The organism is Rappaport israeli (genome assembly GCF_001888055.1).
Taxonomy (GTDB): Bacteria; Pseudomonadota; Gammaproteobacteria; order Cardiobacteriales; family Cardiobacteriaceae; genus Rappaport; species Rappaport israeli.
The window spans coordinates 35,991-50,555 of record NZ_LXHZ01000015.1 but is presented as its reverse complement, the minus strand read 5'-3'; the positions used below and the strand labels follow the sequence as shown (position 1 = coordinate 50,555).

The 14,565-nt window shown below is 45.8% G+C and carries 12 protein-coding genes and 3 pseudogenes; 8 read left to right on the top strand and 7 right to left on the bottom strand.

Features of this window, described 5'->3' with window-relative positions; genetic code table 11:
• Positions 1-4 precede the first annotated feature (4 nt).
• Positions 5-835 (bottom strand): outer membrane protein assembly factor BamD, encoded by an 831-nt coding sequence (locus A5N84_RS03590; RefSeq protein WP_072281302.1) that lies wholly within the window; start codon positions 833-835, stop codon positions 5-7.
• Between the two features lie 42 nt (positions 836-877).
• On the opposite strand from A5N84_RS03590, the gene rluD reads away from it, so the two are divergent.
• Positions 878-1,864: a 23S rRNA pseudouridine(1911/1915/1917) synthase RluD gene (rluD, locus tag A5N84_RS03585; RefSeq protein ID WP_078055550.1), complete on the top strand. Its 987-nt coding sequence runs from the start codon at positions 878-880 to the stop codon at positions 1,862-1,864.
• Positions 1,865-1,950: 86 nt separating this feature from the next.
• Here rluD and A5N84_RS03580 read toward each other — a convergent pair whose 3' ends face one another.
• The gene (locus A5N84_RS03580; RefSeq protein ID WP_072281301.1) at positions 1,951-2,382 is read right to left on the bottom strand and encodes an acyl-CoA thioesterase; all 432 of its coding nucleotides are present in this window, start codon (positions 2,380-2,382) and stop codon (positions 1,951-1,953) included.
• 142 nt (positions 2,383-2,524) lie between these two features.
• On the opposite strand from A5N84_RS03580, the gene sucC reads away from it, so the two are divergent.
• From sucC to ykgO, 7 genes and pseudogenes are all read left to right on the top strand, one after another.
• On the top strand, positions 2,525-3,685 hold the full coding sequence (gene sucC / locus A5N84_RS03575) for an ADP-forming succinate--CoA ligase subunit beta (RefSeq protein WP_072281300.1): 1,161 nt from the start codon (positions 2,525-2,527) through the stop codon (positions 3,683-3,685).
• 9 nt (positions 3,686-3,694) lie between these two features.
• Positions 3,695-4,566 (top strand): annotated as a pseudogene (gene sucD / locus A5N84_RS03570) (succinate--CoA ligase subunit alpha).
• 70 nt (positions 4,567-4,636) lie between these two features.
• Positions 4,637-5,038 carry a methylglyoxal synthase gene (locus A5N84_RS03565; protein WP_198923760.1) on the top strand — a complete coding sequence of 134 codons (402 nt, stop codon included), beginning with the start codon at positions 4,637-4,639 and terminating at the stop codon, positions 5,036-5,038.
• Positions 5,031-6,188 (top strand): hypothetical protein, encoded by a 1,158-nt coding sequence (locus tag A5N84_RS03560; RefSeq protein WP_072281298.1) that lies wholly within the window; start codon positions 5,031-5,033, stop codon positions 6,186-6,188. The genes A5N84_RS03565 and A5N84_RS03560 overlap by 8 nt, the downstream gene beginning before the upstream one ends.
• A gap of 142 nt (positions 6,189-6,330) precedes the next feature.
• Positions 6,331-7,419: an MFS transporter gene (locus tag A5N84_RS03555; RefSeq protein ID WP_072281297.1), complete on the top strand. Its 1,089-nt coding sequence runs from the start codon at positions 6,331-6,333 to the stop codon at positions 7,417-7,419.
• Positions 7,371-7,580: a hypothetical protein gene (locus A5N84_RS09850; RefSeq protein WP_158008636.1), complete on the top strand. Its 210-nt coding sequence runs from the start codon at positions 7,371-7,373 to the stop codon at positions 7,578-7,580. The genes A5N84_RS03555 and A5N84_RS09850 overlap by 49 nt, the downstream gene beginning before the upstream one ends.
• A gap of 122 nt (positions 7,581-7,702) precedes the next feature.
• On the top strand, positions 7,703-7,828 hold the full coding sequence (ykgO, locus tag A5N84_RS03550) for a type B 50S ribosomal protein L36 (RefSeq protein WP_072281296.1): 126 nt from the start codon (positions 7,703-7,705) through the stop codon (positions 7,826-7,828).
• Positions 7,829-7,842: 14 nt separating this feature from the next.
• On the opposite strand, the gene A5N84_RS03545 is transcribed toward ykgO, so the two are convergent.
• From A5N84_RS03545 to A5N84_RS03525, 5 genes and pseudogenes are all read right to left on the bottom strand, one after another.
• Positions 7,843-9,558 carry a hypothetical protein gene (locus A5N84_RS03545; protein ID WP_072281295.1) on the bottom strand — a complete coding sequence of 572 codons (1,716 nt, stop codon included), beginning with the start codon at positions 9,556-9,558 and terminating at the stop codon, positions 7,843-7,845.
• Between the two features lie 78 nt (positions 9,559-9,636).
• Positions 9,637-10,634: pseudogene (gene bioB, locus A5N84_RS03540) on the bottom strand (biotin synthase BioB).
• Positions 10,635-10,939: 305 nt separating this feature from the next.
• Positions 10,940-11,923, bottom strand: a complete 984-nt coding sequence (locus A5N84_RS03535; protein ID WP_198923759.1) for an ABC transporter permease — start codon at positions 11,921-11,923, stop codon at positions 10,940-10,942.
• A 26-nt stretch (positions 11,924-11,949) separates the two neighbouring features.
• On the bottom strand, positions 11,950-13,464 hold the full coding sequence (locus tag A5N84_RS03530) for a sugar ABC transporter ATP-binding protein (protein WP_072281294.1): 1,515 nt from the start codon (positions 13,462-13,464) through the stop codon (positions 11,950-11,952).
• 55 nt (positions 13,465-13,519) lie between these two features.
• A pseudogene (locus A5N84_RS03525) lies at positions 13,520-14,442 on the bottom strand (substrate-binding domain-containing protein).
• Positions 14,443-14,565: the final 123 nt, after the last annotated feature.

The following is a 14,565-nucleotide window of genomic DNA, read 5'->3' as shown; positions in this document are numbered from 1 at the left end:
GAAATTAAATTTTTGGTTTACTGTTTAAAATGCTCCATAAATTACGTTTTTTTGTGATATCTCCACTTAAAAACTGTCGGATTTCTGGGTCATTTAGTTTATTAGCAAAGTTTAGTTCTAGGACTTGCCGATGATTTTGTGCCAATTGCATTTGTCCAAGTTCGCTATAGGCTCTAGTGATTAGAGCAAGTGCATAGGGGGTGCTTGGGGTATTGACGTAGCGCTCTAATATGTTTTGTGCACGATTGATTGCAGCAACGTAAGCGCCTCGCCGCATATAGTAACTAGCAATTTCTAATTCATGTTGCGCCATTAGGTTTTTAAGATACAGCATGCGATAGCGCGCATCTTCGCTGTATTCGCTTTTAGGAAAATGTGTGACCAGTTGCTCGAAATAATCAAAAGCAGCTTTTAAGGATTGAATGTCCGTTTGTGCTAGATTTGCAGGATTTAGGCGGTCATAAATACTGATATCTTTTTCATATGCAATAACGCCACGCATATAATAGGCATAATCAACATATGGATGCTGTGGGAATGCCTTAATAAAGTTGTTTATTTCTGCCAATGCTTTTTCATTTTCGCCTTCGCGGTAGTAGGCATAGGCTAGGTTGAGTTGGCTTTGTTGTGCGAGTTGTCCTGTGGGGTAGCGTCCGAGTAGTTTGGTGTAGTAATCAATGGCATCTTGATAACCATAGTTATTTAATTCATCTTGTCCTGCTTGATAAAGTTGTTGGGCACTCCAGTCAACGGTATGGTCTTGCTTTACATATGAACAAGCGACCAATACACTGCTCACACAAATCAGACTGATGGTTTTATACAGATGCTGCATAGCAAACTCCGATTTTAAAAATTGTATTATAGAACATAAAACATGCTAACAAACAAACCCCATTGTACAGATAATAATGATTTTACGGTGAATTTAACGGTGCCACTTGAATATCATGGTTGGCGCTTAGATCAATTTTTGGCGCATCAATTTACTGATTATTCACGCGGGCAATGGCAGCAAGCTATTCAATCTGGCGAGATTTTGCTCAACCAAAAACCTGCCAAGAATAAATCTAATCTTAGTGTGGGGGATTATATTTCTGGGACTTTAAGCGTATGTGAGCATACAAAAAATGACGCACAAAATATCGCATTAAATGTATTGCATGCTGATAAATCAATTATTGTCATTGACAAGCCCGCGGGATTAGTGGTTCATCCTGCAGCGGGTAATCGTGATGGTACACTTTTAAATGCGTTACTTTTTCATTTTCCTGAACTTGCAAACCTACCGCGCGCGGGCATTGTGCATCGTTTAGACAAAGAAACTTCTGGTGTAATGGTCGTTGCCAGAACGCCTAAAGCGCATACGCATTTGGTACAACAATTGCAAACGCGCACCATGGGCAGAACTTATCTAGCACTGGTTTATCGCTATGTTACGGCAGGAGATAGTATTGACCTTCCGATTGGACGACATCCTAAGGAGCGCGTTCGTATGAGCGTGCGTAAAGATGGCAAACCTGCCATTACCCATTATCGGATAGAAGAGCGCTTTTCAGACATTACTTTATTACGCGTACAGCTAGAAACAGGACGCACGCACCAAATCCGCGTCCATCTTTCATATTTAAATCATCCCTTAGTTGGCGACAGCGTTTATGGTCATAATCCTGTTTTGCCCAAAGGATTAAGCGATGAGATTCGCGAGGCTTTGCTCACCTTCCCCCGTCAAGCGCTTCATGCCACCGAACTTAGGCTCATTCATCCTCACAGCACACAACCTTGTCAATACCATAGCCCACTACCCGAAGATATGACCGCCCTACTTCAACATCTACGCCAACACCGCGCCAATACACCATAAAAATAAATGTTAGTTTTTATAATCAACCATAGTAGTAGCTGATTTCACAAACTTTTTTCACTATAAAACCAAAATATATTTAAATTCTAACAATCAGAATAATACTCATCCGCCCTCTTATCAAACTGCTCATGCGCCTTAATTTTTTCTCGCGCCTGCATTGGAATTTTTTGCGGCTTATGCGTTTGGCTATCCACCCAAACCATCGTTGCTGTTGCTTGGGCGCATAGCTCACCCTCACACTCAATCATCGCCTGCATTTTCAGGCTACTACTCCCTAAATCCAACACACGTGTATGCACCACAATTGTTGCTGGATACACCAATGCGCGTTTAAATTGACACTCTATCGCTGCCAATACAATGGTTGGAATAACCCCATCCTCACATAAATTTAACGCCTCAAAATAGCGAAAGCGCGCCATCTCAAAATAACGAAAAAACACCGTATTATTAACATGCCCATAGGCATCCATATCTCCCCAACGAACCTCTATAGTTGTTTGATGCGCATACATTTTTTAAATCCTTTTTTTTCTACTAACCTGATTCAATCTAAATTAACCCATAACCTCTAGCGATAATCTCCTCTCGTTATAGCATCAAGGGCTATATTTGATACGATTGCCCCGATTTTTACATTCAACACTAGGAAAACCTATGAATTTGCATGAATATCAAGCAAAAGCGCTGTTTAGCGAGTATGGCGTCAGCGTACCGCGCAGTATTTTAGCGCAAACCGTCGAAGAAGCCGAACAAGCGGCAGAGAAATTAGGGGGCAATGTTTGGGTTGTCAAAGCACAAGTCCATGCTGGTGGACGTGGCAAAGCAGGTGGCGTTAAAGTTGCCAAATCACTAGATGAGGTAAAAACCCACGCCCAAGCCATGATTGGCAGTACACTACAAACTAAACAAACTGGCGATACCAAACTACCCATCAATGCCGTTCTTATTGAAGAAGGTCTTGATATTGCTAATGAATTATATGTTTGCGCCTTGGTTGACCGTGCAACCAAAAGCGTTTCTTTTATCGCCTCAGCAGAAGGCGGTATGGATATTGAAGAAGTGGCAGAATCTACTCCTGAAAAGATTTTCAATATTAGCGTTGACCCCGCTGCAGGCTACTCCTCTTATATCGGACGTCGCTTAGGTTTTGCTATGGGACTTGAAAAAGCGCAAATCAATCAGCTTGCACAATTGCTCGAAGGCTTATATCAATTATTCATTGAAAAAGACCTTGCCATGATTGAAATCAATCCTTTAATTGTCACGGGTGAGGGCAATTTACTCGCTTTAGACGCCAAAATTGGCGTAGATGATAACGCGCTTTATCGCCACAAAGACCTTGCACAAATGCGCGACCCAAGCCAAGAAGATGAACGCGAAAATAAAGCCGCTGAACTTGAACTAAACTATGTTGCGCTAGAGGGCAATATTGGCTGTATGGTTAATGGTGCAGGACTTGCCATGGCAACAATGGATATCGTTAAACTTCATGGCGGACAACCTGCAAACTTCCTTGATGTGGGCGGGGGCGCAACATCTGAGCGCGTCAAACAGGCATTTAAACTTATTTTAAGTTCTGAAGAGGTTAAATCCATTTTGGTCAATATTTTTGGGGGCATCGTGCGCTGTGATTTAATCGCCGAAGGCATTATTAGCGCTGCTAAGGAAATGGAGTTAGGTGTTCCTGTCGTTGTGCGCTTACAAGGCACAAATGTTGAACTTGGACGCAAAATGCTAAACGATAGCGGTTTAAACATTACCGCTGCAGACGATTTAACCGACGCCGCCAAAAAAGCGGTTGCCGCCGCACAGTAAGAGGTTTTTATGAGTATCTATATCAATAAAAATACCAAAGTTATCACCCAAGCTTTACTGGCTCACAGGGGACATTCCACTCTGAGCAAGCCATCGCCTACGGCACTAACCTTGTCGGTGGTATCACGCCAAACAAAGGCGGACAAACCCATCTAGAGCGCCCAGTATTTAACAACTGCTATGAAGCCGTTAGTGAAACTGGCGCAGATGCTTCCATGATTTTCGTCCCCCCACCCTTTGCAGCTGATGCCATTTTAGAAGCAGCTGATGCAGGGATAAAAGTGATTGCTTGTATTACAGAAGGCATTCCCGTTTTGGATATGATGCGCGTTAAAGCCGCGCTAAAAGGGAGCGATGTGCGCCTTATTGGACCCAATTGCCCAGGTGTGATTACTGTTGGGGAATGCAAAATGGGCATTATGCCTGGACATATCCATCAAAAAGGGAGCGTTGGCATTGTGTCGCGCTCAGGCACACTCACCTATGAAGCAGTACACCAAACCACGCAAACGGGTCTTGGACAATCAACCAGTGTTGGCATTGGTGGCGACCCTATAAACGGCACCAGTTTTGTTGATGTTCTTGCTGCATTTGAGCAAGATGAACAAACCAAAGGCATCATTATGGTCGGTGAAATCGGTGGCAGTGCTGAAGAAGAGGCTGCTGATTACATCAAAGCGCATGTGACCAAACCCGTCGTAGCTTATATTGCTGGCGTAACCGCGCCTCCAGGAAAACGTATGGGACATGCAGGCGCGATTATTTCTGGTGGCAAAGGAACAGCGGAAGATAAATTCCGCGCTTTAGAAGCTGCTGGTGTAACCACCGTGCGCTCTCCTGCTGATATGGGCGCTACCTTAAAACAACTCATGCAAGCTTAAGATAAATAATCCTACGCATAAAAGTCCTAATATTTAGGACTTTTATTTTATCTAACTCATGGTCAATACAATGCAACACAATAAAACCCTAAACGTCGCCCTAGTCGCCCATGATGCGCTCAAACCCGCCATGACCGACTGGGCAAAACGCCACCAACAATGGCTAAAAAACTGTCAAATTTATACCACTGGCACCACCGGAGAACACATTCAAGCCCAAACCGATCTACAAGTAACCCGACTTTTATCTGGTCCTTTAGGCGGCGACCAACAAATTGGCGCCATGATTGCCGAAAGGCGCCTCGACCTACTGATATTCTTTTTTGACCCCCTTTACGCCGCCCCGCATGATGTAGACGTTAAAGCGCTCATTCGCATTGCTGCTGTTGCACAAATTGCTCTTGCCACCAACGAGCGCACCGCCGAACTCCTTATTCAAGCTCTAAGCCAAACCACCCAACCCAATGATTAAATCCATTATCATCAGAGCGATATTAATTATTCTTGCGCTGATTTCAGCCAACGTTTTATGGAATCAAAATCGCCTTTATGCTCTTAGCCTACAGCGCATCGACCCAGTGCCTGAAGCCCAGCGACTTGTCGAGGAAAAGCGTTATGCCGAAGCCGCGGATTATCTAGAATTTTTTCTAGAACTTGACTACATGCAAAACAATCTTACCGCGCAAACCCTCTACCAAGACATTAGCGCCGAACGCCAACGCTGGCTTTATCAACTAGGTAAAGTTAAAGAAGGTCTATTTTCAGGGCAAAGCGATGAAAATATTGGGCGCGTGGTTGGTGTTGCCACTGATTTTTTACTCATAGGCGATATCCGAGACCTTGCGCAAGAAGGAATCCATCTAGCCAAAGGTGAAGAAGTTGATGAAGTGCTCGTTGCCTTAGCCTCTCTTGGCGCACTCGCCAGTGGCGCACAATTAGCCAGTGGTGCTGCCAGCGTAAGCAGTGCAGGCGCTGCTGCGCCCTCTTTTGTCAGCGCAACTATGGCAAAAAGTAGCCTCATCACCTTAAAAGCACTCCGCAAATTAGGAAAAATGCCCAAATGGCTCACGCACACTCTAATAGATGCTGCAAAAAAAGGCAAAAAAACCAAAAGTATAGATACCCTTAGCTCGCTACTTGGCGACGTTTCCTCACTGGCTAAAGTTCGTGGCGGTGCAGAACTTCTCGCGCACACCACAGACGCACAATCCCTTGCCACAATGGCAAGATTTTCCAAGCAATTTGAAAGACACGCCGCCAGTATCTATCGCATTGGCGGTGATCTTGCTGTAAAAAGCTCAAAACATATCTCCCCTAAAAATCATGCCTTATACAAAGAAGCCGTCAGCTTTGGCGAAAAAGGCATGCGTATTTTTGATAAAGTTGGAGCGGATAATTTTGCCAAAATCGCTTTATTCACTCATGCGGGTAAAGTTTTTTATAAAGGCGCCTTCCCCGAACTAATCATTGACACCCTCCTCAATAAATTCCCACGCATCCTTCTTTGGTTATTCATCATTTTAGGCTTTTTCGCCTGTCTTCCTAATCGTCGACTATACCAACGACTAAAACCCCACATCCAAGCAAAATTAAAATCCCACAAAATACCTTTTCCCCACTAAATCATATGGCTTAACCCTAGCAGGTTAAGCTACAACAATGCCCACACAAAAATTTCCCATAGCGCATTAGACAAATGCGTAAGTATCATTATCATAAGCGCCTTTTTTCCCCAATCAATCCTGATAAAAGAAGGACCAAACCATGCTAAAAGCCCTACACCACCATAAAATTTTATTTTTCAGCATTAGTTTAATGATGATTGGAACAGGTTTACAAAACACCCTCATCGCCCTACGTGGTCAAGCCGAAGGTTTTTCACAAACCGAACTTGGCTTTATCATGGCAAGCTTCTTTATTGGATTTTTAATCAGCGCCTTAACCGCTGGACGCTACATTGCTAGCGTTGGACATATCCGCGTTTTTGCAGCCCTCTCAGCGCTATGTTCAGTCACCATCTTATTGCATAGCGTATTTTTAAGTTCATGGCACTGGATGCTCATTCGTTTTATCACAGGATTTTGCATTTCAGGGCTTTATATCATCAGCGAAAGCTGGCTAAACGCCCAAAGCAGCAACCAAGACCGCGGACAAGCTATCGCCGTCTATCTCATGGTCATCTATGCTTCGGGCACCATTGGACAATTATTTTTCAACTTCATTGCCCCCACCAGCTTTTTACTATTTTCCATCGCCTCTATAACCATCTCCGTTGCCTCCATTCCCCTCCTACTCACCCGCATTAGCGCACCCACCACCAGCGACCAACATCACTTTATGAGCCTAAAAAAACTCTATCAACGCTCTCCGCTTGGATTTGTAGGCGTATTTGCTGCCAACTTTTGCGTAGGAACACTCACCTCACTTGCCCCCATTTATGCCGTCAATAACGGCATCATCGCCACTCGTGCTGCATGGGTTGTCATGGCATTAAATATTGGCGCTTTATTCTTCACCCTCCCCATTGGACGCCTATCCGACCGTTTCGACCGCCGCCTCATCCTCGCCAGCTCCGCATTAATCGGCGGCGCAACCACACTTGCCGCCCCATTTGTTGGCAACAACCTAACCCTACTTTTACCCTTATTCGTGTTAGCAGGCGGATTTGTCATGCCCCTAAATGGCATGTCTACCGCCTACATCAACGACTGGCTTAGTAGCGACGAAGTCGTCCCAGCCGCCAGCACCATTGTACTAGTTGGCGGACTTGGAGCCATCAGCGGCCCATGCTCACTGGACTGCTCATGCAAACCCTCTCCAACCATGCCTTCTTCCTCACCATTGCCATCGTAATGGGTGCTTTTTTCCTCTTCGCGCTCTATCGCATCACCCAACGCGCCAGCGACACGCGCCACGAACAAAGCGTAACCTACACCCCAATGACCCAACCGCTCACCGAATCACTCCTCCAAGCCTACGACGAACGACAATTACCACTGGAATTTAAAGAATAACAGCACACCCCCATAAATCCCTCCTCTGCCATAAAATTATTTCCCCAAACCCTTAATCCTCTTGATTTTATCGCCATTAATCGATAGCATATGCGCCCTTAAACATAACAAAAGGAATAATCATGAAAGTATTATCTTCATTAAAATCGGCAAAAAACCGTAGCCGTGACTGCCAAGTTGTTCGCCGTCATGGCAAAATTTTTGTCATCTGCAAAACTGACCCACGCCTAAAAGCGCGTCAACGTTAATCCCAACATAAGCGCTATTTAAGCCAAATAAAAATCCCGCTACTAGCGGGATTTTTTGGGATGAACACCTCAACCCCAGCCTCTGCTAACCGCGCACTCAATCCCTGCTCTTGCCACAGCACAAAAAATCTCTGTAAATCCAACGCACGTTTTCTACCTACACCAGCAAAACGTTGCCAATCCACCACACGATAATTTGCCAATACTGCCGCATCTTCTATCAAACCTTGCTCTTGCCAACCTGCCCATTCGCGACGATTAGCAGGCAACCCAAGCGCCACCCACCAATCCAACTGCGAACGCTTACGCGCTATAGCAAACTGCGCCATCCACTGACGCGCGCGCTTCTCCCCAAATCCAGCAAAAGAGCGCAAATCCGCCTCCTCCCAATCCAGCCAATCCAACACATGCACCAACACCCCTTGCTCAGCAAGAGATTGCCACCTATCCCCGCCAATCCCACGCAAATTTAACCCCTTCTTCCCTGACAACCACGCCAAGCGCGCCTGAAATTGCGACGCACACCGCCTCTCATAATGCCAACACGTCCACGCATCAAAATCATCATCAGGTATAGACAACACCCGCACAGGTGAACGCCACACCACCGCCTGCAAAACAGGAATCACGCTCCCATTTAATCCAATACGCACCGCATCCCCCACCCCCACATCCATCTTCCTCCAGCGCGCCACACTCCCCAAACTCACCCGCTGAATTGTCCGCCCAGCCAACGTTACAGGCGCAACTACCACTATTGGTGTTACCTCACCGCGTCGTCCCACCATCCACTCAATTGCAGCAACCGTCGTTACCGCCGTTTGCGGTGTAAATTTCCACGCCACCGCATCTACTCTATCGCCATAATACTCAAACCCCGATTGCAACTGATGCGCATACTTTAGCACCACCCCATCTACCGCAAACGGCAAACGCTCTCTTGCCCATCGCCTACGCCAAGCCTGCACCTCATCAAACGAGCGCACCAACTTTGACCACTCGCCCAAGACAAACCCAGCTGATTGCAACGCCTGCATCCGCGCCTCAAACACCTCAGGACCATCCGCCCAATCCCAAGCAAAAAACCCCACCTGCGCCAACTCTTGCACACTCGGATTAGCACTTTGCAACACCCCCATCACCGCCGCACGTTGCGCCCTATCCCCCGCCTCATAAGAAAACGACTGCCGCCAATACAACTCCCCCTGAACAACCGCCTCATTTTTTGCAAAATTCTGCACCACATTGGGCATCGCACGCACCACCGCTGTCCAATCCAACCCCCACTGCCCGTCCCCACGACTAATCGCCTGCACCAAGCGCCCCTCACGATAAACCAACGTTACCGCCACCCCATCCACCTTCGGCTGCACCACCACCGCCCCCTGTTGACGCGCCAACCACTCCCGCACCTCATCTTCAGATAACTTTGGCAACCGCCTATGCGGATAAGGATGTTGCAAACGCACCCCCTCACGCGGCAAAGGCAACGCCTCCACCACCGCCTCCTCCCCCCCCGCACACGCCTGCCAAGCCAACCACTGCGCGCGCAAAGCATCATACGTCTGATCACTAACCGCCGACTCCCCCACCAACCGATACGACTCATTCCACAACCGCAACTGCTCCCCCAACGCCAAACGCTGCGCCTCATCCACACACCCCTGCGCCAGCGCCACATTCAACCACCAACCCAACACCAACCCCACCCAATACCGAAAACCACCCATCACCGCCTCCAATCCTCAATACAAAAAAACGCCACCCAGCTCACACCGCGGCAGCGCTTTAAACAAGCCAAACAACCATCATGCAGGATAATACATCCCCACCGACGCCTGCTCCGCCTGCGCCTCAACCTCCACCACCGCCTGACGCACCCCATTAATCCCCAACTTCGCAAACAACCGCCTATCCACATCCGCCTCAGGATTAGGTGTTGTCAACAACTTACAGCCATAGAAAATCGAATTTGCCCCAGCCATAAAACACAACGCCTGCATCTGCTCATTCATCTGCTCACGCCCTGCTGATAACCTCACCGCCGAACGTGGCATCATAATCCGCGCCACCGCAATCACCCGAATAAAATCAAACGGCTCCAAATCATCCACCTGCGCCAATGGCGTCCCCTTCACCCGCACCAACTGATTAATCGGCACAGACTCAGGCGGACGCGGCAAATTCGCCAGCTCCACCAACATTGCCAACTGGTCATCACTCTCCTCCCCCCATTCCCAAAATCCCCCCCCGAGCACACCTTCATCCCCGCCTCACGCACATGCTCAAGCGTCTGCAAACGATCATCATAACTACGCGTAGAAATAATCTCACTATAATAACGCCGCGAAGTATCCAAATTATGATTGTAATAATCCAACCCCGCCTCCGCCAAAGTACGCGCCTTATCCGCATCCAACATCCCAAGCGTCATACACGTCTCCAACCCCAACGCCTTCACCCTAGCAATCACCTCCTGCAAATAAGGCATATCACTCTCTTTAGGATTACGCCACGCCGCCCCCATACAAAATCGCGTCGCCCCCTGAGCCCGCGCATTTTCAGCCGCCTGCACAATCTCCTCCACCTGCAACAACGCCTCCCGCGCCACCCCCGTCTTATAACGCGCACTTTGCGGACAATACTTACAATCCTCAGGACACGCCCCCGTCTTAATTGATAAAAGCGTACTAATTTGCACCGCATTCGCCTCATGATGCGCCCGATGCACCTTCTGCGCCTCAAATAACAAATCCATAAAAGGCAACTCATAAAGCACCCGCGCCTTTTGTAACGACCATTGCATATTAAAAAACCCTTAAGCGTTGAATAAACAATTATTTTAGAACAGTCCGCACTAAACAAACAGAGCAAAACAAAAATTGTGCCGACACTACAAACCCATTGTCAACCACAAACCACAAACCCACCCAATAAAAGCCCTTCATCTACACATCCAACGCGTATTCACCAACACCGCATCATAAAAAACCTTTTCAAATTCACCTCAACATCCCACCTAAAAAAATAAAAAATCTGCGCCTTGAATGCTGGAGAATAAATCCAACCATTCAGGCACAGTTTAAAACCACAAATAATCCTAATTAATACCTAACTACGTCTACGCTTAAGAGTATCCAATAACACCGCAAATATAATAATGCATCCCTTAACAATCTGCTGCCAATAAGGGTCAACACCCAACAAATTCAATCCCTTATTAGTCGTCCCAATAATCAATGCCCCCACCACACACATTGGTACAGAACCAATCCCCCCTGCCAAGGACGTCCCTCCAATTACCGCTGCCGCAATCGCATCTAATTCCCACATATTGCCGTAAGCAGGATTACCTGCATATGTCCTAGCTGCCAACATTGCCCCAGCAAGACCCGCCAACGCCCCTGCAAAGGTATAAACCAACATCAGCGTCCGTCGCACATTAATCCCTGAAATACGCGCTGCATGTACATTTCCTCCAATTGCATACACATGCCGCCCAAAACGCGAACGACTCAATAAAATATGCGCCACTATCGCCACCATACTATAAATCAACACCAACCCAGGAATTCCCAATACCGACATATCTGCAATCCAAGTAAAGGCATCACTGCTCGCATCAATCGGACGACCACCAGAGGCTATTTGCGCAGCCCCTCTAGCAATCGTCATCATGCCAAGTGTTGCAATAAAAGGTGGAATCTTACCAATCGCTGTGAACCCACCATTAATCACCCCACAAACCGCACCGACTGCAATCGCTGCGGCAAAACCTGCAATCGCTGCAAACGCATTATCTGCCGCAGAAACCACACTTGCCGCCACAACAGCCGCCAGTGCCACCACCGCCCCAGAAGACAAATCAATGCCACAAGTAATAATGGCAAAAGTAACCCCTATGGAAATAATGCCAAACATCGACACCTGCTCCATAATGCTCAATATTGTTCTTAATGACATAAACCCATCAATCGCTGCCGATAGACTAAAAAATAATATTAATAAAATCATCAACATGCCATAAGTATTAAATAAATACTTCGCATTAAATAATTGTTTTTGTCCCTCAACTTTATTTGTTGCTTGCATCATAACGCCTCCTCTTTTGTGATTATTCATTACACCGACATCTCATCGGTTAACTTCGATGCCAATTTAATAATTTTCGCCTGCGTTGCCTCATCACGACTAAGCATGCCCGTTACCTTGCCTTCTGCCATCACCATAATCCGATCACTCATTGCTAATAATTCAATCATATCTGAGGATATCATAATGATTGACTTACCAATTTTGGCAAGCTCTACCATCAAACGATAAATCTCTGCCTTTGCCCCCACATCAATACCCTTAGTAGGTTCATCTAAAATCAGAACATCAGGATTTAAAATTAACGCACGTCCAATCAACACCTTTTGCTGATTACCACCAGAAAGATTTCCTGTAATCACATTCACATTCGGCGCTTTAATACGCATCTCACGCTTTTGTTTTTCCGCCACCTCACGCGCCAATCCATTTGAAATCAAGAAGTTTCGAATAAAAGGCGATAAATTAGGCATAATAATATTGTCGGTAATATTCATATTAAGGAATAAACCTGTTAGCTTGCGGTCTTCTGTAACCCAGCCAATATGATTGTGTTGCGCATCATTAGGATTTTGAATAAACACCTGCCTACCATGCATAAAAATCTCACCACTATCTGCAGGCTTATAACCATACAAACTCTCCGCAACATAACTTCGCCCTGCCCCAACCAATCCAGCAACCCCTAAAATCTCCCCTTTACGCACAGAAAAACTCACATCCTCAAAACAATTTTCACGACTCAGATGGCGTACTTCTATAACCAGCTCATCACTAATTGCAACTTTCTCCTTAGCATACATATCACTCATATTACGCCCGACCATCTCTTCAATCAGTTGTTCCTTGGTAATAGCCGTTTTATCATGCGTAGCGACATGACAACCATCACGTAACACCGAAATACGGTCAGCCACACGAAAAATCTCATCTAATTTATGTGAGATAAAAATCACCGCAATATTGCGCGCCTTTAAACGTTCAACAATCTGATACAATTGCTCTACTTCTAACTCTGTTAAGGAAGTAGAAGGTTCATCCATTAAAATCACCTTTGCATCAATCGATACTGCTGTAGCCACCGCTACCAATTGTGCTTTAGCAACAGACACCTCACTCATTTTTTGGCGCACATCCATCACAATCCCCAAATCACGTAACATCGCCTCAGCTTGAGCATTCATCGCTTGATTATCTAGCAGACCATTTTTAACAATTTCGCGTCCTAAGAAAAAATTCTCTGCCACCGTCAAATTACCCACAGGACTAATCTCCTGTGGCACCATAATCAATCCACGCCCAATAGCCTCCATAGGACGCGATGGCTTAAACGGTGCACCATCAAAAATCATCTCACCGCCTTTATCTGGCACATACAAGCCATAAAGAATCTTCATCAACGTGGATTTTCCTGCGCCATTTTCGCCCATTAGCGCATGCACCTCCCCCCGACGAATCGCCAAATTTATACCATCTAACGCCTTGACCCCAGGGAAAGTTTTACTAATATTATTTAATTGTAAAATATTGTTGTGCGCATCCATAAGACCCTCCTTAAGCAAAAAAGGTCATCCAAACGATGACCTTTTTAAAGATTTTTTATTTAACGTATTGCGCTTTGTTTTCTGGGGTTACCAACTGAAAATCAATCCATTTCACAGGTTCGACCACTTCACCCTTAGCCAACTTATACGCCACTTGCGCCCCTCCATAACCTTGACCATACCCATCTTGGAAAACAGTCGCGTCCAACCCCTCACCTAAATATTGCAAAGCATCAGGCGTTGCATCCAAACCAACAATAATAAAATCTTCATCTTTAAAACCCACCTTACGCGTTGCCAGCATTGCCCCAATTGCCATCTCATCATTATTCGCCACAATCACATTAAGATTGTTTTTACCTTGTAACCAATCCTCAGTAATCTCCAAGCCCTTAGCACGGTCCCACTTACCTTCTTGCTCTACAATCACCGTAATATTGTCATGTTTATCAAAAACCTGCTTATTTCCAGCAGTACGATTAATCTGCCCTTCCAAACCAAGAGGCCCCATTAAAATCCCCACACGACCTTCTTTTTCGCCTAATAAATTCACCACAACCTCGCCTTGTAGCAATCCACCTTTAATCTCATCTGAACCGACATAAGCTCCAATTAACGCCATATCTTCATCATTTGGACGACGATTGACTACTACCAATGGAATTCCTGCTTTTTGTAGTTTTTTGCAATTGGACGCACCGTTTGTCGGTCAGTTGGATGAATAATCACCGCATCCACCCCTTGGTCAATAAAATTATCCACCTGATTGAGCATCCGTGCTGGGTCATCGTTGGCATCGGTTAATACCACCGTCACATCATCATGCTCTTTATCAAATTGCTCAATACCGTCAATTAAATACGTCAACCATTTATCAGCAAATTTTGACATCGTCGCACCAATAACCAAATCCTTAGCAACAGTGACTGGCGAGAACGATATCATCGCCATTGCACTTACTAAAGCTAATTTTTTCATAGTGTTATACTCCTGTTTAATTATTTTATTTAGGTATTAACCTAGGGTTAATATAGCAGCCAACCCCATATATCGCAAATTTTATTTTGAAAAAATAATTTGGAATTTTTATTTTAAATATTC

Coding starts and splice junctions, on each gene's coding strand:
- A5N84_RS03590 (WP_072281302.1), bottom strand. CDS start 835: ATGCAGCATCTGTATAAAACCATCAGTCTGATTTGTGTGAGCAGTGTA.
- rluD (WP_078055550.1), top strand. CDS start 878: ATGCTAACAAACAAACCCCATTGTACAGATAATAATGATTTTACGGTG.
- A5N84_RS03580 (WP_072281301.1), bottom strand. CDS start 2,382: ATGTATGCGCATCAAACAACTATAGAGGTTCGTTGGGGAGATATGGAT.
- sucC (WP_072281300.1), top strand. CDS start 2,525: ATGAATTTGCATGAATATCAAGCAAAAGCGCTGTTTAGCGAGTATGGC.
- A5N84_RS03565 (WP_198923760.1), top strand. CDS start 4,637: ATGCAACACAATAAAACCCTAAACGTCGCCCTAGTCGCCCATGATGCG.
- A5N84_RS03560 (WP_072281298.1), top strand. CDS start 5,031: ATGATTAAATCCATTATCATCAGAGCGATATTAATTATTCTTGCGCTG.
- A5N84_RS03555 (WP_072281297.1), top strand. CDS start 6,331: ATGCTAAAAGCCCTACACCACCATAAAATTTTATTTTTCAGCATTAGT.
- A5N84_RS09850 (WP_158008636.1), top strand. CDS start 7,371: ATGCAAACCCTCTCCAACCATGCCTTCTTCCTCACCATTGCCATCGTA.
- ykgO (WP_072281296.1), top strand. CDS start 7,703: ATGAAAGTATTATCTTCATTAAAATCGGCAAAAAACCGTAGCCGTGAC.
- A5N84_RS03545 (WP_072281295.1), bottom strand. CDS start 9,558: ATGGGTGGTTTTCGGTATTGGGTGGGGTTGGTGTTGGGTTGGTGGTTG.
- A5N84_RS03535 (WP_198923759.1), bottom strand. CDS start 11,923: ATGATGCAAGCAACAAATAAAGTTGAGGGACAAAAACAATTATTTAAT.
- A5N84_RS03530 (WP_072281294.1), bottom strand. CDS start 13,464: ATGGATGCGCACAACAATATTTTACAATTAAATAATATTAGTAAAACT.